The sequence below is a fragment of the Photobacterium kagoshimensis genome, from assembly GCF_050337045.1.
Classification (GTDB): Bacteria; Pseudomonadota; Gammaproteobacteria; order Enterobacterales; family Vibrionaceae; genus Photobacterium; species Photobacterium kagoshimensis.
On the sequence record NZ_JAKJSO010000010.1, the window covers coordinates 339497 to 361324 of the forward strand.

Below are 21828 nucleotides of genomic sequence, written 5' to 3' on the forward strand. Positions count from 1 at the left end.
AAAGTATACATCGAAAGCTAGCTCTTTGTTAGTACAACATAATCTAAACAAATAAGGTATGACTCAAAAGGGGGCTTTAATGAGGTGCAAGTCTATGCAAGGAAAGGAGTGTATCGACCTGGTTAAAGAGGTGGTTTTTCAATTGCATAACTTCTGATTCAGACAGTGTTTTCCAGGCCATATGCTGTAGCAACATATGTCTTGCTGAGCGAACTAGCTGTACCTGTGCAAGTAAACTCAAAGCAAGTAACTTGACCTCAGGATCAGATTGATGGCGCTGTATAACAAAAGCTATCGGCTTTTCGAGCGCACCGAGTATGCCCGCTAAAGATTCATTATAAAGTAGAGAAAAAGCCTTGCTCGGTAGCTGTTGTTCACGGTAAACCAACATCGCCCACGATGCGGTTTGTCGATTAAGCAGTAGTTCAAGGTTTGCATTCAACAGTGCTTTTATCATATGAAGGCAAGCACGGCGCTGCTTCTCAATCGTGTCGATTTGTTCAAGGTGAGAGAAATCTTGCTCTAATTGCTTAATAGCAGGGGCAAACCGTACTGCGAGTTTATGGCTGACATGACGTATTACCGCAAAATATAACCCACGCTTACCGCCAAAGTGATAGCTGATTAAAGCAAGATTAACCCCTGCTTTTTTAGCCAATAAGCGATTACTCGCACCATCATATCCTTTACGGCTAAACACGCTAATGCCCGCTCGAATCAAGGTTAATCGAGTCGCATCAGTTTTGCTCTGCAATCTATTCTTGGTCCGTTGACTCGAAATTGAAGCCCTCTCGTCCACATTACCCCTCCTGACTAGAGGCTATGCCTTCATATAATACTCCGCCATCGTACAAGGAATGATAAGTTACTAATATCACTCAATATCCGTAGCGCTTAATGACAACTATAGTGCAAGCTAAAGCAATGTATAACAAAAGCTCAGACCATTTGACTTACCGATAGCCTCATAATAAAAGTCTGAGGAGATAAATTCACACTAAAAATCACTCCCTCATGATTCATGTAAGAAGAATCTTGACGGTTTAAATCAAGCGGCGCACCGAGAATATTAGATACTGCTACTGGTGCGCCTAACTGTTTTAACGCTTCAAAGATAGCGGCTGTCGCGCTGAAATCCCAAAGGCTACCGCCCCCCTTTTGAGGTTTAGGTAACTTAATATAGGCTGCAGGTGCTGCTTCAAGAACACCGATTGCATTCATCACCGCACCTGACGTGTTAATAACATTGATGTGATCGGTACTGTTAGATTTTAGCTGCGTTCCTAAAGTTTCAAGTAAGGATTGATAACGTGGGTCTTTACTAAAACTGCGATCAATAAAGAGTGTGAAAACCTCAGAGGAGGTTGGGGATGTTTTGCCTTCTTGTTCAGGTAAGGAGTCAGATGATAGAGGCAACCAAGGCTGGCCATTTTTAACCACTTTGCTGTTACCGCCATCGTTAATCGCTTGATATAAATCCCCCGAAGGAGGGTTTAAAACAACACCAACCACAGGCTTTCCTGACTTAGACACCAATGCAATAGAGACGGCATAACCTGACCGACCTTCGATAAAAGGTAATGTTCCATCAAGCGGGTCTATGCACCAAAAGTATTCCCGCTGAAATCTGTCTTGTGCCTCTACCTGTGTGTCATCTGCATTCTCTTCACTCAAGGCGCCCAGTTGATAGCGTTCAATACTTGGCGCGAGTACAGACAGAATCAAGGCTTGGCTATCGAGATCAACTTGCGTCACCACTTGAGCACTCAAACTCGAACCCGCACACTTACTATCTACTTCAAGCTGCGTGCGATCAAACTGTGTAATGTAGTCACCAGCAGCAAGTGCCGCCTTCGTTGCGAGCTGTAAGAGTTGTTCTAAATCCGCACTATTTAACCGCACGTTAAGCTCCCAATTGATCTAAGGCCTGCACTGTCAATGCTTCGGTATAATCATTGATTTTCCAATGCGCAGGGCTCCAACCTTTGACAAAACGTTGAAAATCAGCCCATGCCACAGGATATAAATCACGCCATTCTTGTTCTACGCTTTGCGCGTTAAGATGTGGCTGAAGCGCTGCGAGAGCTTTGGATAATTGCGCGAAATAGTAATCTAAGTAGGTCGGAGCTTGAACCTCTGCTTTTGTAAAATCGAGAACACTGCTTAGCAACAAAATGACATCTTTCATGCCGCAGCCTTGCCCTACATATTGGAAATCCACCGCTGCTGCTTTAGTGCCTTCGGGGGTAAAGCAAAAATTAGCCAGTTTAGCGTCACCGTGAACAAGCGTCTGATACTGAGCATCATTTAACGTTTGATCTATCAAGCTGGCGGCTTGTTTCAGTCGTTGGTCTTGCAGTGCATTCAGTTCGTCTGGTCGCGTCGCCAAATGCCAATACGTTCCCGATGACCAAAGCGCTGAATATTGAGTGGAGCTTGAATGAACCGGATGAAGGTGTTGAGCATGAAAGAAAGCGAGCCACGACAAGCAAGCCTCAACGTGTTCTTGTCGCGCGGAGATCACAACCTCACTATAACCCGCAGGGGTTAGGTCATCTAAAATCAACAAAATTGCATTATCTAATCGTTCGACATATACACAGTGTGGAACAAAGCACCCGTTATGGCTTTTATTGGCAAAGGATTGATACCAATTCACTTCTACCTGATACGAATCTAATTTACGCTGATGCGAGGTCACGGTATTCCAACCTTTAGGGTGACTCTTAGGTTGAGGTAACTCAATATACTTAACCACCACAGAAGGTATTTCAGCGCCATTTAGATAAGCCCGAAATAGCGTGCCATAGCCCCCCCATAGCGTTTGAATAATTTGAGTATGTGAAACACTCGATGCCCGCGAAAATTGAGCGACAGAAGATAGGAGTTGCTGAGAAATAGACATGATAATGAATAAATGAACAAAAAAGAAAAAGAGCCTTATTCAATAAGCTTACGCAGCAAGTGCGTATATCATTGAATAAGGCTCTCGGCCTTTAAATTTATTTTTCCGACTAAAGCTTCCTTTGCCTTTTTTCGCTCTCACTACACGAGTCGTAAATAATTTGCTTGTGACTGCTGCTTTTAAAGCGTTATCTTGAATAACTCCACGCCCTAAATCTGTTGCTGTATGACTTACCTGTGTTACTAAGTTAGCTACTTCAACACATTGATTATTAGGCGATTGCTGCTTCGCTTTGCGCTTTTTAGATACCATCTAAATGACCTCTTTATAAACAATTACATCTGAGATTAAGACTCAGATTGGTCCAATTGTACCTTATCCACCATATATTTTTTATACAATTTTAAAAACTCTAACACCATGCCGCGAGCAACATTGTTTTGTTCACAGTTAATAAGAAAAACCACCCCCGTCTGGGTCACGGTATTAAAAAGCATTTCTGTTCGGATGCCTTTTACCCAGCCACCATGGTGAATAAAACCAGAAAGGCCTTGATAATCAAAGGTTCGCCAGCCTAGACCATAATAGACATTGCTAAGTTTGGCTTTGTAGCGCATCTGATTTGCCCGAATATGAGGCTTATGCATAATTGAAAGCAGAGCGGGATTAAGCACTGCTGGTTGATGACCAAACTGCGCTAGCATCCACTTGGCGAGATCTTGTGCACTCGCATTCACCCCCGCAGCTGCGGGTACTTGGTAATAAGCTTCTTGCGGTTTAACGGCGGCACACCCAGATTTTGTTTTCACATGTGGAGCAACCCGATCTTCATGGCTAGTAAAACCATCAATACCAAAGGTTGCATGATCCATTTCAAGCGGAATAAACAGCTGCTCTTTCACAAAAGTAGGATAATCTTGCCCTGCGGCATGCGCGACCATCTCTGCCGATAAATTATAAATTATATTCTGATAGCCATAACAATCTCCTGGTTCACAGACAAAATTAATGCGTTTTATCATCTGAACTATACGGGTATAGCTAACGTTATCTTCAAGCAGATCAGAATACGCCTGTGGTACCAGCCCTGATGTATGAGATAACAAATGGCGTAACGTAACGGCACTTCCCTGCTGGGGATCGCTAAATTCTATGTGCTCTAAGTAGGGCACAACATGGGTATCCCAATCAATTAATTGTTTATCAACAAGCAGCGACGTCGCTGCCGATGCAAAAGTTTTGGATATGGATGCTAACGGAAAGCGAGTTGATGATGTTACACGCTGCTTAGTACCAGCCTTTGCCACACCATAACCGCGTAAAAGCCGTATTTGTCCATTCACCACAACGGCCAAAGACGCTCCTGGAATCGACGTGGCGATGGCTTGCTTAACCCAATCATCAAGCGCATAGACTATTTCATCTTTCGGCGCGCTAGTCGCCTGACTAGACACCAGCATAATCAATAGTGAAATGATCCTAAAACGAACAGGATTTAAGCTTTTCACCACACACTCCTACAACGACTCAATGTGCAGTAGAAAGTTTAGGTGTTAATCAATTTTTGCCGAGGCTTTAACTGTCTTAATAATGAAACCCAGCCGCTCTGACTAAAATAGAGGATAGAGTTAAGGCAAGAAAGTACCAATTTGACCACAGTTTTTATGGCTAATGTTGCTAAGAAGTTCTACTATGCATTTAGTGAACAGTGCTTTATTCAACTCACAAGTGTACGCTGAAAATGGCTATAAATTGAGTAGATCAATAATACCCATAAATTTTAGTCAAATATTTAACATTACCTATCACACTGAAATTAAAAGATTATCACTCATCCGATGAGTTTTTAAATGAGATCTAACGCACAAAATGTTTTCTGATACTGCCTGTAAGCCATTATAATATCTGGCTCTGTCGAGGTGACATGATTTCTAACAAGGTTCATATTCATGAAAGTAGTCGATTTTCTTAAGCAAAAGCGTGAAGCTCTAGCGCACAATCCGTTTGAACTTAAAGACTGGCTATCTCCATCTATTCGCGATTATTGGAGCGAGTTCTTAGATAAAGCGAACAATAGTCAACTTGTCGCTTGGGGCCGTGACCAAAAAATCGCCGCATCTAATGATGCTATTGCGCCAGAACCGGAAATCAAGCAACCTGCGCCGATTGAGTTGTCTGAAGAAGCTCAACGTGTAAAAGAAGAGATCGAAGCTAACTTAGGTGAAGAAATTCACGTCGGTGATTGGCTTGTGGTAGATCAAGACCGCATTAACCAATTTGCAGCCGTTACTGAAGATCACCAATGGATCCATACCGACCCTGAACGCGCCGCTGAAGAGTCACCGTTTAAAACAACTATCGCACATGGTTTTTTAACGCTGTCTTTACTCTCGGTTCTAACTGACAGTGTTGATCCAGCTAAGCAAACATTCCCATCAGCAAAAATGACAGTTAACTTTGGCTTAAATAAAGTTCGCTTCCCATACCCAGTAAAAGCGGGTGTTCGCGTACGTGCTCGCACATCTATTCAGTCTGTTACACCAATCAAGCGTGGTCTTGAGATTGTTCAAGAAATCAAAGTTGAGATTGAAGGTTGTCGCCGCCCAGGCTGTGTTGCAGAATCAGTGATCCGCCTTTACTTCTAAGCACAGAGTAACACCAAACTAATAAGCCGAGATATTATCTCGGCTTTGTCGTTTTATCACCCTTAGCTATTTTCTTTCTGCTTTACGCGACGTGCAAAGAACCAAGCTTTACGCAATACATAGACAAAAATGGCGAGAATAGGTAGCCAAGGTAGTAGATAGGCAATAGCTGTAATCGCTTGGCCAATACTTTCCGATAAATTAGTAATAAAATCGCTGCCCGCATCTTTTATCGGAGTCATAAATGATGGCGGCTCATACGAATATAAGCTAACCGACACAACATCTAAATTAACCCGCTGCTTTAACTTTGCCTGCTCACCTTGCGCCGTTTCTATCTGTGACTGAACTTGTGCAAGTTCGCTCGCTATTTGAACTAGTGCACTCACATCTTGCCCTGAGATCTTTTTTAGGTCGAGCAATTCTTTTTTATAGCCCATCAACATCGCTAAACGTTGTTCACTATCTACAATCGCCCCTGTTAAATCTTCACTCGTTGTCGAAAGGTTTTTAGTTTCACCCTCTAAGGAAGCGAGTGCCAAAAAGTCATTTACGGCAGTAGGTAAAATTTTGACTTCAACATTGGCTTGTATATAGCGATCTGTATTTAAGTAACTACTTGTCAGTGTGCATTGATACTCGGTCACTTGTTGGCATTTATCCAATAAATCTTGATAACGTGGTTCAACATCCTCCCTTTGGAGCTCAACGGAGACACTATGGTAATAAGCAAGTGTTGAATCATCTGTACCGTCACCTTGTTGGCTATATACTTGAGGCGTCGTTGACTGGTATGGCTGGCTATCATCACCACACCCCATCAAACTTAGCAGTGAAATACTGAATAACATCCACATTAATTTCTTCATCTTTATCACTCCCTTATAGCTAAATAGTGCATTGATTACTTAGCAAATACATACATTCTGTCGTTATCAATTTAAAAATTCGAATTGGTCAAAGAAATATATTGAACAATGTACAATTAATAATAGCACGTAAACAACCTGAAAGATAGATTCGCACTCACGACGAATCTATTCTTCTAACCTATCATTAGATTAAGCATTGAATCAATTTATACTTAGCGAGGGCCTAATGTTGATTACTTTCATCAAAATCAGCTTATAGCATAAGCTAGCAAGTAGTTTTAATAACTATCTTCATTGCTTCTCGTTGGCTTAATGGTGCCAATTTCGAGCGGTGCCTATGGATGAAAAGATTCACGTAGCTAGGATCCGTTTTTGAATACTCACGCAATACCCACCCTATCGCCTTTTGAATAAAAAACTCTTTTTCATGCGCTAACATCAAAATCGTTTCTTCAAGCAAGGATAAGTTCGTATCACCTTTGTGTTTGAGATGTGCGAGTAAAGACGCTCGACGCAACCACATATTCTCGCTTACTCGCCACGTTCTCAGCTTAGCTTCAAACTCGCGATGATCTTTCACTAGCTCGCCGATTAAATTGGAAGCAAGCTTATCCACAGTATCCCAATTATCCGCCGTTGCTAGCATCTCTTCATAGACTTCAAAGGCTTCTTTCGTGCGAAATTTTTTATAATATTCAGCAACATCCATTGCCAGGTATAATTCTTCGCGATGCGTACCAGACCATAACCAAAGCACGAGTCGACGATAGTTGGTAAAATCATCAACAAGTGTATGTGCTCTGGCTTGTTTAAACACTTCTTTTCGGGCGGGACTTTTTACACCATAAAACGGTTGCTGGATTTTCATGTATGCTTGCATAGCGATAGCATCATCTTTATTCGACACTTCCACTAAGCGCTGCTGCATGAAAATGACCATAGGGATCATTAGAGACATGGACTTTCTTTCTACTTAATATCGTTTTTATGACGCTATTCTAAATGGGTTCGAACCACATTGGAAAGAATTAAAACCAGTAAAAAAGCCAGCTTCATTATAAAGCTGGCTTCAGTTATTCATCTATAGCTGACTTAATTAATATTGAAGATCCACGGTTAAACCGGTTTCTGTCAGGTTCTGATCTTTAACCACAGGGCTCATCAGGTTAATGGCATCGCCAGCTTGAACTGGGTCATCAGCTGCACCATCACACGCTAGCGCAACGTCGTAGCGCCCTAATGGTAGGAAACCGACACTGTATTTTCCTGTACTTGAATCAACTTTTGCCGATGTATAAGGTTCAGTCGATGAGCCAAGATCCCCGTAGTTATCATCTGTTCGTGGTAGATAAATATAAGCATACGCCTTATTTAGATTACCCTCTGAAACACACGAACCTTCCGCAACCGTTCCTTGAAGCGTAGCTACATTCTCATTTTTCACTAAACGTAAACCACGGGGTTTTAACTGATAACCGTGGGCATTAGAAACCATGCTTTTTCGTAAATCGAACTCAAGTGTATACGCTTGTGTGGCATTTGCGGTTACATCAAAACCATCGAGCTTAAGCTCACCACTTGGCACGCGAATATCGAGTTTATTACCTGTCACAATTTCTTCTACATGTGAATACGGTGTTCCATCCGTATACACACCAGAGCTATCATTCCATGTAGACAACACAGATAAGCGCATTTGGCTATATTGCCCAGCCTCTAGCTTTTCATCACTCAAAACTTGCAGTGCATTCGCACCTTGGTAATCCAATAGATCAATCACCATAAACAGCGGATCGCCATTAGCATCTTTCGGAATTTCTAGTCCATTCGGGATACATCCCTGTGAACTTTGATCAGCAGCGAATGATGTCGTCGTCCATGCCGATTCAGAACCGTTACTATGCTTTACCGTAATTTTATCAAAGGCCACGCAAACTTTATTTAAGCCATCTACTGGAGCATCTGAGAAGGCCAGTGAAAAAGTACCTTCATTATTTGTATTAGAGTCTGAACCGCCACAACCAGAAAGTGCTAAACCTAAAGCACTAACAATAAGCATTTTATTCATGAGATTTACCTGATAACGATCAATCTATATAGCTTAATACACCCATAATCAAAGCATAGTAGCTGTATCTAAAAGGCATCATTCCTGACATAAAACTCACAAAAGGATGAACACTAACATAAAAAAAAATACATCAAGGTTAGTAAAAGCAGACAGCCATGATTAAATAACGCCCGCAAGCAAAAGAATAAATGTGATTAAAAACTCACTTTTCCTCGCAACGATTTGGTTTGCCCACGTTGATTTTTTTTATCCATACGGCGCTTTTGTGAGTTACGCGTCGGCTTCGTGGCTCGACGACTTTTTTGCACCACAGTGGCAGATAAAATCAGCTCTTTTAAACGATTAAGCGCATCTTCTTTGTTCATATCTTGGGTGCGGAATTGCTGGGCTTTGATGATAACCACCCCTTCTTTGGTGATCCGGCTATCAGACAATTTCAACAAACGTTCTTTATAAAAATCAGGGAGTGTTGAGCGATTAATATCAAAGCGAAGATGAATGGCGCTAGAGACTTTATTGACATTCTGGCCACCTGCACCTTGTGCACGAATAGCCGTCAGTTCAATTTCCCAATCAGCCAGTTGAACAGTATTAGAGATTGTTAGCATTAAAAAGCCATTTAGAAAACGAAATAGTACATGTGCATTATAAGTGGTTAAGAATCAAAATTCGCGTTAGGTGACCTTCTTTCTTTCCACGCAACCAACAATATCTAATTTCCCCCTTTTAATAACTGTTGATGAAGATAGTCACAAATCCAACGATTAATAGGCCTATTGTGGTTAACTTCTAAAAAAGTAGCATGTATAGGAAATATTAATCGTTGATCTAAATCTGTATTTAACCGTACTAAATCATATTGTTGTTCTGCCTTCTCAAGAAAGATTTTAGGAATGAGGGCATAACCAAGCCGACAACTGGTCAGTAACAACATCTGCTCTGTCGTTTCTACTTCCAATATTGTATTTGAGAAATTCAATTCTGTTTTTAATGATGGGGGCTCCGGCATGAGATATGTAACCTGACATCCCATCTCTAAATCTGCAAAACTAACTCTATCCATTTTTGCTAATGGGTGATCAACATGTGATACAAAACATGCTTCAATGCTGCCTAATCCTATCGAGCTAATCCCTTCTTCTTTCGCTGCAATAAAGACATTAACTGCAAAGTCAACCTCGCCTGCCTGTACTTTATCGTGAATTTGAAACAATGATGGTTCCAATAAAGAAAACCGAGTTGTAGGAAAAGTATTCACCAACGCTCGAATAAAGTACTGCATATCTTCTTGCGTAAATATTGGTGGCAAAGCAACGCGCATTTCAGTTTCGACACCCATGCTTAGCCCAAGACAGAATGTATTTAAGTCATCAAACGTCTTAACTGTATGCCGGCTACGCTGCAAAACTGTCTCGCCCTGAGCCGTTAGTTGAATTCGTTTTGATGAAAAGCTGCGCTTAAATAAAACGATACCAGTCTGGTCTTCCATTTGGTCAATCAAGCGGCTAATTGTTGACTGAGAACACTTCAATAGTTTCGCTGCCTTGTTCATAGAACCACTATCTACAACAGCTAAAAATGCACGTAATTGAACAGGTGTTAGCATTTCATTATCCACTTTCTGCATAGTTACTAGCTTAGTTTAATCCGTAATCTTCACTTATTCTACAGGTAAACCTGATAATAATGGTGCATTCACATGAATAAGTTTTTTCTTACTTCCGTAATTTGCAGCGCTCTTCTTTCTGCATCTTACATGCCATCTGCACAAGCAAAAGAAAATATCAACGGTCCTATGTTTGGGGAATCACGTAGCGCACTGTATAACGAAGTCGTTGTCAGAAAGCTCGCAGGAAATGTATTTGATAAAGATTACGCTGATAAAATGGTTTCTTCGTTCACTAAAGAGTACATAACCGCAACAGTGAATGCAGAGCTAGCATCAATGCAGAAAACGATTAGTGATTTTACAACCTTCAAAGAAAAAGCTGCCAATCAATTACCTGTACTAAAAGGTTTTGATCCTGAAATGCATGCTTATGTTGTTCGTTTAGCTGAATTACTGACAGTAGATATTGAAGACCTATGGGTTAGCTTTTATGCAGATGCAGCATGGGTTGAGAGCATGCAACCTAAGCTCATTTATGCTTGGAACCACAATGGTGAACTTAAGAATAAAATATTCTCAGAAATGTTCAAAGGTAGGGGGGGTTGTACAACAGCAGCGTGGAGCAACGGTATTGTTGGCGGTAATGAAGATTTTGCCTCCATTTATGGTGGTACAGGTGAACTCATTGTATCTGACAACTTACTGTTTGAAGGCTCATATAATGGCGCATGGCGAGCACAAAGCAGGCATATTGGAATGGTTGTTAACACACTAGTCTCGGATAGCCTTGCTGATGGCGCAAATGGCTTACCTCAACCAATCATTATTGCTAGTGTGGTTAAACGGGCCAAAAATGTGCCTGATGCCATAAAAATGCTCGATAGCGTTAGAGGAGAATCACCGTTTAACTACACAATGGCTGATACGGAAGGTAACGCGGCAGCATACAACATGCTAAAAAAGCCGCTGAAAGTAACCGTTCTACCGGTCAATGGGGCGGTAACACATACCAACCACCGTACAAGCTCACGCAAGAGTATTCTAAGAGCATGGGGGGATGACTACCAGCAAGCCAATAGCCACTTTGGATACTCAATTGCAAGAAGAGACACTGCCAATACACTGACCCGTATTGTGCCACATGATGAACGAACGGCTGGAACGATGAAAACCATTCTTCGCACCCAACCTATTTTAATGCGCGCAGCACGAGGCGAAGATTTTGGTACTATCTATAGTTTTGTGATGGACGTACCTCAGGGCTGTATATACATGACACCTGATCGACCTGATCTTACTGATTATAAAAAAGTATGTTTTTAATATCGTCTGGATAGTTAGCAATACATTTAATCATTTGTATAAAGCGGCTATATAAAGCCGCTTTTATTATATTATCAGGAGTACTGAAAATCCGCGTTAAGCACGCAATACGCTCACACCCGACGATAAGGTAAATACACCGGTTCCCAAATATAGTGGGCAAGTGCCTGCTCAACGTCTGTTTCACGTAATTGATGGTGAGGATCTGTCGCTTGAATATTGGCGAGGATACGTTTAGCAACAGTAATCGAGACATTGCGAAGCTCACTGATCCTTGGGTATACGCAGCCTTTGTCTAAATCCTCTTGAGAAACAGCATCAGCCAGCGCATAAGATGCCGTCGTGAACATATCCATGGTAATTTTTTTTGATTGAGAAACAATGGATGCCAAGCCAACCCCTGGGAATATAAACACATTATTCCCTTGGCCAATACGGTATTCACGGCCATTGTAATTCACATTATCAAACGGACTACCTGTCGCAACAATCGCTTGGCCATCACTCCACTGGTAAATATCTTCAGGTAAGGCTTCACAATTTGCTGTTGGGTTTGAAAGAGGAAATACCATAGGGCGCTTGGTATATTCCATCATTTTTTGCACATGCTCGGCTTTAAACGCACCGCCAATGCCACTTGTTCCTAAAAGTACCGTCACTGGGTGATTATTAATTAATTCGGTTAGCGAGACTTTGGTCTCATGTTCGGTTTGCCAACCTTGTGCAAGGGATCTTGGTTTGGCGTACCGTTTTTTATATTCATCAAGCCCTTCACGATCGTCAAACACTAAGCCTTGAGAGTCGAGTACAAATATTTTTTCGCGTGCAGCACTATGTGAGCAACCTTCTTTTAATAGCCCAGCGAATATTTGGTCAGCAACCCCCACACCACCGGCTCCAGCACCATAAACGACGTAGGTTTGATCCACCAGCGTTTCATTTTTAATCTTAACCGCGCCTAAAATACCCGCTAAGACAACCGAGCCCGTGCCTTGGATATCATCATTAAAAGACGGTAAATATTCTTCATACTCAGTCAGGTTATCAAAGGCATTCGACTTACTAAAATCTTCCCACTGTAAAACGGCTTTAGGGAAATTGCGCTTCACTTCATGGACAAATTTTTGAATGAACTGCTTATACTCCTCACCACGCATCCTTTTTCTCGGCACGCCTAAGTACATAGGATCATCGAGCAGATCTTGATTATCGGTACCCACATCCAGTGCTATCGGTAAGCAGTGTGCAGGATGAATACCAGCCCCTAAGGTATAGAGAGATAGCTTACCAATCGGAATACCCATGCCACCCACACCTTGGTCACCTAAACCCAGGATACCTTGGCTATCTGTTACCACGATGATCTTAATGTCTTTCCCTTGGAAGTGACGGGCAAGCTCACTCATCTGCTCGACATTATCTTGCGTAACATATAAACCCCGCGCTTTTTGATAACGGTGACTAAACTCTTGGCAGGCTTTACCCACCGTTGGGGTATAAATAATTGGCGTCATTTCCTCGACATGGCGAGACACTAAAGCATAGAACAAGGTTTCATTACGATCTTGCAATGCACGTAAAAACAAATATTTTTCAATATCTGTCGAAGCATTACGAAAACCATCATAAACACGGTTCAGCTGATCATCGAACGTTTGCACTTTAGGTGGTAATAACCCTGTTAGCTGGAAAGCTTCCCGCTCTTCATAGCTAAATGCCGTACTTTTATTTAATGTTCTATCATTTAGTAACTCGGTGCCTGTGAGTGAAACTGGGCGAAATTCGTTGCCGTTTTCGTCTTTCCACCTTAGGTATTTGCCTATGGTCATGGTATCCCTCCGCGCGATTAACGACTTGTGGTTAAGAAGCCACCATATTATGCCTATAGCATCATAAAAAACGTGACATCATAACGAGTTAGCAAGGTTAACGATAACGAGAAGGTACTAACGTGATCTTAAAAGTATACCTATGAAAGCAAGGCTTAAGTTGCAAAAATTAGTATTATCCACCATAAGGCTATACACTGATGACCCCTTTAATCATACTGATTTAATTCATATTTATGATGAACTTTGACGCGCAGTTAACGCTTTTAGATAACGGTAAAATGTATGTAAACCCTCGTCGAATTGCCCTATTAAAAGCCATCTCGCTTACAGGCTCGATCAGCCAAGCAGCCAAGCTTGCCGAGATCAGTTACAAAGCTGCACATGACGCGCTCAAAGATATGAATAGCCGAGCAGAACAACCTGTGATCACTAGCGAAAAGGGCGGTAAAGGTGGCGGTGGCGCAACGTTAACCCACACGGGTGAACGATTAGTACAGATGTATGAATTGCTCAACCAAATACAAGATATGGGTCTCCAAGCGTTAAATGATGATGATGCACCATTGCACAGTTTGCTAGGTGTTATGAGTAAATTCTCATTGCAAACCAGTGCCCGTAATCAGCTTTTCGGCAGTATTACACACATTGCAAACCATGAATTACACGATGTGATTACCGTTGAGTTAAAAGGGAAGCAAACCATACTAGCAACTATTACCCATGGCAGTACTGAGCGTTTGGGCTTAGTTAAAGGTAAAGATGTGGTAGCACTCGTGAAGGGGCCTGCCGTGACGCTATCACCAAATGCCACTAGCGACGATTACGATAATGTACTGTCAGGCACTGTCTGTTCGGTATTACATGAAAAACATGCATCAGAATATCAATTATCGTTGGAGGGCGGCGACACCCTGTGCGCAACCAATGAACACGCAGGTAACACACCGAATGAGTCTAATATCTTTGGGGCCACTTGGTTTGCACACTTTCATTCAAACCAAGTGATCATTGCGACGCTAACTTAATCAAACGAAGGGGATTTTAAGTAAGCTTCTACTGGGGTAGATTCTTGTTCATTATTAATAAGTAATTCTTGATACTCGCGTAAAAAACACTCTCGTGTTTGCGCTATGTGTTCAAGCGCTTGCAATCTTATTTTGTTATGACAGTGTTTTTTATCTTTCATAATCGAATAATTCGCAAGCAGTTTCGACATTGATATTTAGCACTACATAAGAACTTTTCCCACCAATGCCGCTTCACCTTTACTACACTGCTACAATCACATTTCTCGCACATACCGCTACTTACAACCTGTTCTACAACTATAAAGACTAAATCGCGCACAATGAGCACGCCGTACTATTAATAGTTTACACAGTAAAACATCGAGTGATACCAAACTCACTGCTTATTTTGACGCTAATCAAAAATTGTAAAACTTTGAATTAATTCGCGTTTTGAAATAAATCATTAGTGGAATAATTTGACCCATTTACCCTGTATTTCATTCAAAGTTGAAGCAATAAAAGTTAAATAGGAGCGCAAGATTAGACCAATCTAGCTAAGTGAGAGTTCAAGCACTAGCGCAGCTAAAAGTACGTATAACAAGGCAAAATTGCACTTATTATCTGAATTCAAGACTTAGTTAAATTGGCTCAGCTCTTCGGTAATGGCATGAGTACTAGAAGGGGGCTGTTTATTTACGAGGAATAACAACTCTTTTAATCACGCTGACCAGATTTTAAGCATAAGCCAGAAAAAGGGCTGTAGCCTTCTCCACGCAGTAAACATTGCTCAAACTTCTTGTAGTCAGTGTATTGCGACAAAATTAATAACAGTACAGATAATATAAGCCCTATCACGGCACCGACTGATAACCATGAGATCTTCTTTTTCATTCCATACACTAACGCCACCATAGAAATAGGTGCAACAGTTAATGCAATGACCCATACATTCACAGTTAAAGCGAGAATCGACACGTTTTCTTGACCAAATTTAAATCACGAACCATAGCAATGAACAAGCGTTCATTCAGAAGCAGAATAATAATCGCTTTTTGCTACAACAAGCAAAGCATGAATCAGATATTTTCAAAGCTTTACATTACTCGGACATAAGTTCTGCTCAGCCTCCTTAATAAACCAAACTCGTAAGCAATAATAACCTTGTCGCATATGCGCACCCAAACTGGATTATAGACAGCTGTGAGCTTTATCGCTTTTTATTGCTTGCAAGCATTTCAAATTCGATCAATCTCACACTTTGTTACCAAATCAAGTGCAAACCAGCCCTTTTATCTCTACATTTCAGCCATCGAAACGTTTGCGTAAACGTTTCGATGGCTAAAATTCAATTTGACGTGTTACACGATATTCCAAGAAAACATGTTAGAGCATCACCACTTTTTATAATTAAGGTGCACCTCATGAAAAAAAACGCACTCATCAATGCCGAGCTGTCATACGTAATTGCCACACTTGGCCACACTGATGAAATTACAATTTGCGATGCAGGCTTACCCATTCCAGACGAAGCACAACGCATCGATTTAGCTTTAATTCCGGGTGTTCCAACCTTTATTGCCACGGTAAAAGCCGTGTTGGGTGAGATGCAAATCGAAGGCGTCATCATTGCAGAAGAATTTAAAACTGTTAGCCCAGAACACCACACAGCACTCATTGAGCTGATTCAAAACGAACAAGCGTTATGTGGCAAAACTATCGCCATCAACTACATTCCACACGAAGCATTCAAAGTGCACACGCAAAACAGTAAAGCTGTGGTTCGTACTGGTGAATGCACCCCTTATGCCAACGTGATTTTTCAATCTGGTGTTGTCTTTTAAGTCGCATGCGCTTTTAAGCCACTTATTTGCTAGCAGCTAAATTGAAACCGTAAGGAACGAACATGAATCAGCCAATCTTAGAGCTACAGGGCATTGAGAAAGCCTTCCCAGGTGTAAAAGCCTTGGATCATGCTTGTCTGAATGTCTACCCCGGAAAAGTCATGGCGCTGATGGGTGAAAATGGTGCGGGTAAATCCACACTGATGAAGGTGCTAACCGGTATTTATACCATGGATAGCGGTGAAATCCGCTACCAAGGCAAACCAGTTAACTTCAATGGGCCTCGCCACTCTCAAGAAGCTGGTATCAGCATCATTCACCAAGAATTGAACCTGATCCCTGAACTGACTATTGCAGAAAACATCTTCCTTGGCCGTGAAAAAACCAATGCCTTTGGGGGCATAAAATGGGCAGAGATGTACCGCGAAGCCGATGCGCTGCTTAAACGTTTAAATGTGAAGCACCACTCGCGCCAATTATTAGGCGAATTGAGCTTAGGTGAACAACAAATGGTTGAGATAGCCAAAGCGCTGTCGTTTAAATCTCAAGTCATCATCATGGATGAACCAACCGACGCCCTCACCGACACAGAAACTGAATCACTATTTAAAGTGATTAACGAATTACGCGATGAAGGCTGTGGCATTGTTTATATCTCTCACCGCCTAAAAGAAATCTTTGAAATTTGTGATGACATTACGGTACTCCGTGACGGTAAATTCATTGGCCAATGTGTCGTCGCAGAAACCAACGAAGATGGTTTGATTGAGATGATGGTAGGCCGCCGCTTAGACGAGCAATACCCACGCATTGACGTCACGCACGGTACCACTTGCCTTGAAGTTAAAAACCTCACAGGCTCGGGGATTCACGATGTCTCTTTCAAACTTGACCGTGGCGAAATCCTTGGTGTTTCAGGCTTGATGGGTGCGGGCCGTACAGAGCTGATGAAAGTGATTTATGGCGCACTACAAAGCGAGTCCGGTGAGATTAAGCTTGATGGCAAAAAAATCAATCCAATCAGCCCACAAGATGGCCTAGCAAACGGCATTGCCTATATTTCTGAAGACCGTAAAGGTGACGGCTTAGTCCTTGGCTTATCGGTGAAAGAAAACATGTCGTTATGCTCGCTGGAGCAACTATCTAAAGGTGTTCAACTTAATCATTACGATGAAGTCACCGCAGTGGAAGATTTCATTCGCCTCTTCAATATCAAAACACCAACACGAGACCAAATCATTGGCAACTTATCGGGTGGTAACCAACAGAAAGTCGCGATTGCTAAAGGCTTAATGACCCGCCCTAAAGTGCTGATCCTTGATGAGCCAACTCGCGGTGTTGATGTAGGTGCGAAAAAAGAGATTTATCAACTTATTAACCAATTTAAAGCTGAAGGCATGAGCATCATTTTAGTGTCGTCAGAAATGCCAGAAGTTCTCGGCATGAGTGACCGCATTATGGTTATGCACGAAGGCCGCATTAGCGGTGAATTTATGGCAAACGATGCCGATCAAGAAAAATTACTGGCCTGCGCTGTTGGTAAAACCATTGCGCAGAACGATGAGGTAACAGCATGAGCAGCAAGGCGATGAACAAAGAACAAACACCAACCACAGGCTCAGCAAACAAGCTGTTCACCAAAGAGTGGTTAATCGAGCAAAAATCATTGATCGCACTGATCTTACTGATCGTTGTCGTATCATTTTTGAACCCTAACTTTTTCACTGTCGACAATATTTTAAACATTCTGCGCCAAACCTCAGTGAATGCCATCATTGCTGTGGGTATGACGCTGGTTATCTTAACGGCGGGGATTGATTTAAGCGTCGGTTCGGTATTAGCCCTGTGTGGCGCATTTGCCGCTACCATGATTGGCATGGAAATGCCGGTTATTATTGCGGTGCCAACGGCATTACTCGCCGGTGCTGCTTTAGGTGCTATCAGCGGTATGATTATCGCCAAAGGTAAAGTCCAAGCCTTTATCGCGACCTTGGTAACCATGACATTACTGCGCGGCGTGACCATGGTGTACACCGATGGCCGTCCTATCTCTACTGGCTTTACAGACGTTGCAGACTCATTTGCATGGTTTGGTACAGGTTACGCTATGGGTATCCCTGTTCCAATCTGGTTAATGGTTATCGTATTCGCTTCTGTCTGGTACCTACTTAACCACACTCGTTTTGGTCGTTACATCTACGCACTAGGTGGCAACGAATCAGCAACTCGCCTTTCTGGCATCAACGTAGATCGCGTCAAGATTGGCGTCTACGCAATCTGCGGCCTATTGGCAGCACTAGCAGGCATTATCGTCACATCTCGTTTGTCTTCGGCTCAACCTACTGCAGGTATGGGGTACGAACTGGATGCGATTGCAGCTGTTGTACTTGGCGGTACTAGCCTTGCTGGTGGTAAAGGTCGAATCATGGGTACCTTAATTGGTGCACTGATCATCGGCTTCCTTAACAACGCACTAAACCTGTTAGACGTGTCTTCGTACTACCAAATGATTGCTAAAGCAGTGGTTATCTTGCTGGCAGTACTGGTCGATAACAAAAATAAGTAACACTTGAATCTTTTTAATCTTTGACTGAAACACCGGGCGGCGTTCCCCCCTGATGTCGCCGCTCGGTACCCTGACCTGAAACTAAAAGGAATACAGAATGAAAAAGTTAGCAACCCTAATCTCAGCGGCAGTGCTGTCAGCGTCATTCAGCACTACAGCATCAGCACAAGACACCATGGCAATGGTTGTTTCTACGCTGAACAACCCATTCTTCGTGACAATGAAAGAAGGTGCTGAAGCAAAAGCCAAAGAGCTAGGTTATGAACTCATTGTTCTTGATTCTCAAAACGATCCAAGTAAAGAGCTTTCTAACATTGAAGACCTTACTGTTCGTGGCGTGAAAGCAATTCTGATTAACCCTACAGATTCAGACGCTGTTTCTAACGCCATTCGCATGGCAAACCGCTCTAAAATCCCAGTCCTTACACTAGACCGTGGCGCTAGCCGTGGTGAAGTCGTAAGTCACATTGCATCAGACAACGTTGCCGGTGGTGAAATGGCGGGTAAATTCATCATGGAAAAAGTGGGCGAAAAAGCACGCGTTATCCAACTTGAAGGTATTGCTGGTACTTCTGCGGCACGCGAGCGTGGCGAAGGTTTCATGAAGGCTGTTAACGGTGGAGGCATGGATTTACTTGCTAGCCAACCTGCTGATTTTGACCGTACGAAAGGCCTTAACGTGATGGAAAACATGCTAGCGGCGAACCCAGATGTTCAAGCCGTATTTGCCCAAAACGATGAAATGGCATTAGGTGCACTGCGTGCAGTTCAAGCATCAGGTAAAGACGTACTGATTGTTGGTTTCGATGGTACAGAAGACGGTGTTGCTGCTGTTAAACGTGGCATCCTAGGTGCAACTGTCGCACAACAACCAGACCTGATTGGCGCGCTAGGCGTAGAAACGGCGGTTAAAGTGCTTAAAGGTGAAAAAGTGGATGCTTATATCCCTGTCGACCTGAAAGTTGTGACTAAGTAATCACGCCTAACAATATGAGGAGAAGAGCTACCATGCTTCTCCTCAATTTATCAGCGACCCAGCGCTGATTCACACCAAAGACAAATAACCAGCCCAACAAAATTCATCGTTTAGCGCACTCGTTAACCCATGCATTTTGACCGCCATAACACTATTGGCTCAAGTAGAAACAAAAAGGTCTCGATATGAATAAGTTAGTTGTTCTAGGTAGCGTTAACGCTGATCACGTTCTTCAAGTGGCATCTTTTCCTCGCCCTGGCGAAACGCTACACGGCCACAGTTACTCGGTTATTCCTGGTGGTAAAGGCGCAAACCAAGCCGTTGCAGCAGCACGTTTAGGGGCTGATATCGCTTTTATTGCTTGCGTGGGTGATGACAGCTTTGGCATTACTATTCGTGAAGCCTTTGCCAATGATGGCATCAACACCGAAGCCGTTTTGATTGAAGAAGCCACGCCAACAGGGATCGCAATGATCCAAGTGGCAGCCACGGGTGAAAATAGCATTTGTATCTCAGCAGAAGCTAACGCGTGTTTAACACCAGCACGTCTTGCACCACACCACGCGTTAATCTCGAATGCCGATACCTTGCTAATGCAACTTGAAACGCCAGTGGAAACCATCGAAGCTGCAGCGCGTGTGGCGAAAGAAGCCAACACCAAGGTGGTACTCAATCCTGCACCTGCGCAAACATTAAGTGATGACTTATTGCAACTTGTTGATATGATTACGCCTAACGAAACGGAAGCGGAATTATTAACGGGCATAAAAGTGGTTGATATGGCCTCTGCGCAGCAAGCTGCGGACGTCTTACATAAGAAAGGCATCCCAACAGTCATGATTACGCTGGGTAGCCAAGGTGTTTGGGTAAGTCAGCAAGGTCAAGGTGAGCAAGTCGCTGGTTTTCGCGTAGAAGCAACGGATACAACGGCAGCCGGTGATACCTTTAATGGTGCGCTATTAACAGGCCTGCAAGAAGGTAAAAGCTTAAATGATGCCATTCGCTTTGCCCATGCTGCTGCCGCTATTTCAGTCACCCGTTTAGGCGCGCAGACATCAATACCACACCGTCATGAAGTAAAACGTTTCTTACTTGAACACAGTTAATTCATCCCCTAGCCCTGTGAAAACGCAGGGCTAAAACACATACAGGGACATCGTATGGCGACCATTAAAGATGTTGCGAAACATGCAGGAGTATCTACCTCCACCGTCAGCCACGTACTCAATAAAACACGATTTGTCAGTGAAGATATTTCTACGCGTGTTCGTGCAGCCGTTGAAGAACTCAGCTACGCCCCATCAGCATTAGCACGCAGCCTTAAGGTTAATCACACCCGTACCTTCGGCATGCTGGTAACTACTTCGACCAACCCCTTCTTTGGTGAAGTTGTGAAAGGCGTTGAACGCCGCTGCTACGAACAAGGTTACAACCTTATTTTATGTAACACCGAAGGCGACTTAGAGCGCATGCATTCCAACCTCGATATGCTATTACAAAAGCGTGTTGATGGCCTTTTATTGATGTGCAGTGAAGTTGAAACCAACGCCTTTGATTTATTCTCCCGTCACCAGCCCGTACCAACTGTGGTTATGGATTGGGGCCCGATTGATTTTCCAAGTGACAAAATACAAGATAACTCCCATCACGGCGGTTATTTAGCCACCACGCATTTAATTGCCCAAGGCCACACCAAAATCGGTTGTTTAACAGGACCGCTTGATAAGTTACCCGCTCAACAGCGTTTATCGGGTTTTGTACAAGCGATGGAAGAATCTGGCTTAACCATCAATAAAGACTGGATTGCTTCAGGCAACTTTGAGTGTGAAGGGGGCGAACAAGCCTTTAATACCATTTGCCAAAACGGTGCGCTACCTACTGCACTATTTGTCTGTAATGACATGATGGCAATGGGGGTTATTAATACCGCCCATAAAAAAGGTATTTCTGTACCTGACGATCTTTCAATTGTGGGTTACGATGATATTAAGCTCGCAAAATACATCACACCATCGCTAACTACGATTCATCAGCCCAAGCATCGTTTAGGTCAGCAAGCGGTTGATACACTACTAGATAAGATTAATCACAAAACCACCTCGAATAAAGTGATTCAACTAGAGCCAACTTTGGTCGAGCGAGACAGTGTCAAAAGTTTGGTTAGCTAAGTAAGCCAAG

21 protein-coding genes are annotated in these 21828 nt (G+C 42.8%); 9 read left to right on the forward strand and 12 right to left on the reverse strand.

Annotation, left to right across the window (positions count from 1 at the left end):
- Positions 1-76 precede the first annotated feature (76 nt).
- The 5 genes from L4C35_RS07165 to L4C35_RS07185 form a co-directional block, all read right to left on the reverse strand.
- Complete coding sequence (locus L4C35_RS07165; protein WP_428462233.1) at positions 77-754, reverse strand: CerR family C-terminal domain-containing protein; 678 nt, start codon at positions 752-754, stop codon at positions 77-79.
- 185 nt (positions 755-939) lie between these two features.
- A complete protein-coding gene (locus L4C35_RS07170; RefSeq protein ID WP_428462234.1) occupies positions 940-1902 on the reverse strand; it encodes a 3'(2'),5'-bisphosphate nucleotidase CysQ family protein in 963 nt (320 codons plus the stop codon).
- A gap of 1 nt (position 1903) precedes the next feature.
- On the reverse strand, positions 1904-2905 hold the full coding sequence (locus tag L4C35_RS07175; RefSeq protein WP_428462235.1) for a phosphotransferase: 1002 nt from the start codon (positions 2903-2905) through the stop codon (positions 1904-1906).
- A 48-nt stretch (positions 2906-2953) separates the two neighbouring features.
- A complete protein-coding gene (locus L4C35_RS07180; RefSeq protein WP_428462236.1) occupies positions 2954-3217 on the reverse strand; it encodes an alternative ribosome-rescue factor A in 264 nt (87 codons plus the stop codon).
- A 35-nt stretch (positions 3218-3252) separates the two neighbouring features.
- Positions 3253-4413, reverse strand: a complete 1161-nt coding sequence (locus L4C35_RS07185) for a serine hydrolase domain-containing protein (protein ID WP_428462237.1) — start codon at positions 4411-4413, stop codon at positions 3253-3255.
- Between the two features lie 441 nt (positions 4414-4854).
- Between L4C35_RS07185 and L4C35_RS07190 the strand changes: the two genes are divergently transcribed.
- Positions 4855-5550 carry a MaoC family dehydratase gene (locus L4C35_RS07190; protein ID WP_428462238.1) on the forward strand — a complete coding sequence of 232 codons (696 nt, stop codon included), beginning with the start codon at positions 4855-4857 and terminating at the stop codon, positions 5548-5550.
- 62 nt (positions 5551-5612) lie between these two features.
- Here L4C35_RS07190 and L4C35_RS07195 read toward each other — a convergent pair whose 3' ends face one another.
- The 5 genes from L4C35_RS07195 to L4C35_RS07215 form a co-directional block, all read right to left on the reverse strand.
- Positions 5613-6419: a DUF4349 domain-containing protein gene (locus L4C35_RS07195; RefSeq protein ID WP_428462239.1), complete on the reverse strand. Its 807-nt coding sequence runs from the start codon at positions 6417-6419 to the stop codon at positions 5613-5615.
- 268 nt (positions 6420-6687) lie between these two features.
- Positions 6688-7380 carry a DNA alkylation repair protein gene (locus L4C35_RS07200; protein ID WP_428462240.1) on the reverse strand — a complete coding sequence of 231 codons (693 nt, stop codon included), beginning with the start codon at positions 7378-7380 and terminating at the stop codon, positions 6688-6690.
- A 138-nt stretch (positions 7381-7518) separates the two neighbouring features.
- Complete coding sequence (locus tag L4C35_RS07205; RefSeq protein ID WP_428462241.1) at positions 7519-8490, reverse strand: DUF4382 domain-containing protein; 972 nt, start codon at positions 8488-8490, stop codon at positions 7519-7521.
- A gap of 197 nt (positions 8491-8687) precedes the next feature.
- The gene (gene arfB, locus L4C35_RS07210; RefSeq protein ID WP_428462242.1) at positions 8688-9101 is read right to left on the reverse strand and encodes an alternative ribosome rescue aminoacyl-tRNA hydrolase ArfB; all 414 of its coding nucleotides are present in this window, start codon (positions 9099-9101) and stop codon (positions 8688-8690) included.
- Positions 9102-9205: 104 nt separating this feature from the next.
- The gene (locus L4C35_RS07215) at positions 9206-10120 is read right to left on the reverse strand and encodes a LysR family transcriptional regulator (RefSeq protein ID WP_428462243.1); all 915 of its coding nucleotides are present in this window, start codon (positions 10118-10120) and stop codon (positions 9206-9208) included.
- Between the two features lie 72 nt (positions 10121-10192).
- On the opposite strand from L4C35_RS07215, the gene L4C35_RS07220 reads away from it, so the two are divergent.
- Positions 10193-11425 (forward strand): carcinine hydrolase/isopenicillin-N N-acyltransferase family protein, encoded by a 1233-nt coding sequence (locus tag L4C35_RS07220; protein ID WP_428462244.1) that lies wholly within the window; start codon positions 10193-10195, stop codon positions 11423-11425.
- Between the two features lie 113 nt (positions 11426-11538).
- Here the strand turns inward: L4C35_RS07220 and L4C35_RS07225 are convergent, their stop codons facing one another.
- On the reverse strand, positions 11539-13254 hold the full coding sequence (locus tag L4C35_RS07225) for an NAD-dependent malic enzyme (protein ID WP_428462245.1): 1716 nt from the start codon (positions 13252-13254) through the stop codon (positions 11539-11541).
- Positions 13255-13490: 236 nt separating this feature from the next.
- Here L4C35_RS07225 and L4C35_RS07230 point away from each other — a divergent pair, with 236 nt between their 5' ends.
- Positions 13491-14282 (forward strand): TOBE domain-containing protein, encoded by a 792-nt coding sequence (locus tag L4C35_RS07230; protein WP_428462246.1) that lies wholly within the window; start codon positions 13491-13493, stop codon positions 14280-14282.
- A 699-nt stretch (positions 14283-14981) separates the two neighbouring features.
- On the opposite strand, the gene L4C35_RS07235 is transcribed toward L4C35_RS07230, so the two are convergent.
- Entirely contained in the window at positions 14982-15242 is a 261-nt protein-coding gene (locus L4C35_RS07235; protein WP_428462247.1) for a hypothetical protein, read from the reverse strand.
- A gap of 446 nt (positions 15243-15688) precedes the next feature.
- Between L4C35_RS07235 and rbsD the strand changes: the two genes are divergently transcribed.
- The 6 genes from rbsD to L4C35_RS07265 all read left to right on the forward strand — a co-directional run bounded on the left by rbsD (position 15689) and on the right by L4C35_RS07265 (position 21818).
- Complete coding sequence (gene rbsD / locus L4C35_RS07240) at positions 15689-16108, forward strand: D-ribose pyranase (protein WP_428462248.1); 420 nt, start codon at positions 15689-15691, stop codon at positions 16106-16108.
- 62 nt (positions 16109-16170) lie between these two features.
- Positions 16171-17685, forward strand: coding sequence for a ribose ABC transporter ATP-binding protein RbsA (gene rbsA / locus L4C35_RS07245; RefSeq protein WP_428462249.1), 1515 nt, complete (start codon positions 16171-16173; stop codon positions 17683-17685).
- Positions 17682-18674 carry a ribose ABC transporter permease gene (gene rbsC, locus L4C35_RS07250; RefSeq protein ID WP_428462250.1) on the forward strand — a complete coding sequence of 331 codons (993 nt, stop codon included), beginning with the start codon at positions 17682-17684 and terminating at the stop codon, positions 18672-18674. The genes rbsA and rbsC overlap by 4 nt, the downstream gene beginning before the upstream one ends.
- 97 nt (positions 18675-18771) lie before the next feature.
- The gene (rbsB, locus tag L4C35_RS07255) at positions 18772-19650 is read left to right on the forward strand and encodes a ribose ABC transporter substrate-binding protein RbsB (protein ID WP_428462251.1); all 879 of its coding nucleotides are present in this window, start codon (positions 18772-18774) and stop codon (positions 19648-19650) included.
- Positions 19651-19835: 185 nt separating this feature from the next.
- Positions 19836-20756 (forward strand): ribokinase, encoded by a 921-nt coding sequence (gene rbsK / locus L4C35_RS07260; protein ID WP_428462252.1) that lies wholly within the window; start codon positions 19836-19838, stop codon positions 20754-20756.
- Between the two features lie 54 nt (positions 20757-20810).
- On the forward strand, positions 20811-21818 hold the full coding sequence (locus L4C35_RS07265; protein ID WP_428462253.1) for a substrate-binding domain-containing protein: 1008 nt from the start codon (positions 20811-20813) through the stop codon (positions 21816-21818).
- The last annotated feature ends 10 nt before the right edge of the window (positions 21819-21828 follow it).

Excerpts from the sequence above, each read along its gene's own strand:
- L4C35_RS07175 (WP_428462235.1), bottom strand. The coding sequence starts at position 2,905 with ATGTCTATTTCTCAGCAACTCCTATCTTCTGTCGCTCAATTTTCGCGG.
- L4C35_RS07180 (WP_428462236.1), bottom strand. The coding sequence starts at position 3,217 with ATGGTATCTAAAAAGCGCAAAGCGAAGCAGCAATCGCCTAATAATCAA.
- L4C35_RS07190 (WP_428462238.1), top strand. The coding sequence starts at position 4,855 with ATGAAAGTAGTCGATTTTCTTAAGCAAAAGCGTGAAGCTCTAGCGCAC.
- L4C35_RS07195 (WP_428462239.1), bottom strand. The coding sequence starts at position 6,419 with ATGAAGAAATTAATGTGGATGTTATTCAGTATTTCACTGCTAAGTTTG.
- L4C35_RS07200 (WP_428462240.1), bottom strand. The coding sequence starts at position 7,380 with ATGTCTCTAATGATCCCTATGGTCATTTTCATGCAGCAGCGCTTAGTG.
- L4C35_RS07205 (WP_428462241.1), bottom strand. The coding sequence starts at position 8,490 with ATGAATAAAATGCTTATTGTTAGTGCTTTAGGTTTAGCACTTTCTGGT.
- arfB (WP_428462242.1), bottom strand. The coding sequence starts at position 9,101 with ATGCTAACAATCTCTAATACTGTTCAACTGGCTGATTGGGAAATTGAA.
- L4C35_RS07215 (WP_428462243.1), bottom strand. The coding sequence starts at position 10,120 with ATGCAGAAAGTGGATAATGAAATGCTAACACCTGTTCAATTACGTGCA.
- L4C35_RS07220 (WP_428462244.1), top strand. The coding sequence starts at position 10,193 with ATGAATAAGTTTTTTCTTACTTCCGTAATTTGCAGCGCTCTTCTTTCT.
- L4C35_RS07225 (WP_428462245.1), bottom strand. The coding sequence starts at position 13,254 with ATGACCATAGGCAAATACCTAAGGTGGAAAGACGAAAACGGCAACGAA.
- L4C35_RS07230 (WP_428462246.1), top strand. The coding sequence starts at position 13,491 with ATGATGAACTTTGACGCGCAGTTAACGCTTTTAGATAACGGTAAAATG.
- rbsD (WP_428462248.1), top strand. The coding sequence starts at position 15,689 with ATGAAAAAAAACGCACTCATCAATGCCGAGCTGTCATACGTAATTGCC.
- rbsA (WP_428462249.1), top strand. The coding sequence starts at position 16,171 with ATGAATCAGCCAATCTTAGAGCTACAGGGCATTGAGAAAGCCTTCCCA.
- rbsC (WP_428462250.1), top strand. The coding sequence starts at position 17,682 with ATGAGCAGCAAGGCGATGAACAAAGAACAAACACCAACCACAGGCTCA.
- rbsB (WP_428462251.1), top strand. The coding sequence starts at position 18,772 with ATGAAAAAGTTAGCAACCCTAATCTCAGCGGCAGTGCTGTCAGCGTCA.
- rbsK (WP_428462252.1), top strand. The coding sequence starts at position 19,836 with ATGAATAAGTTAGTTGTTCTAGGTAGCGTTAACGCTGATCACGTTCTT.
- L4C35_RS07265 (WP_428462253.1), top strand. The coding sequence starts at position 20,811 with ATGGCGACCATTAAAGATGTTGCGAAACATGCAGGAGTATCTACCTCC.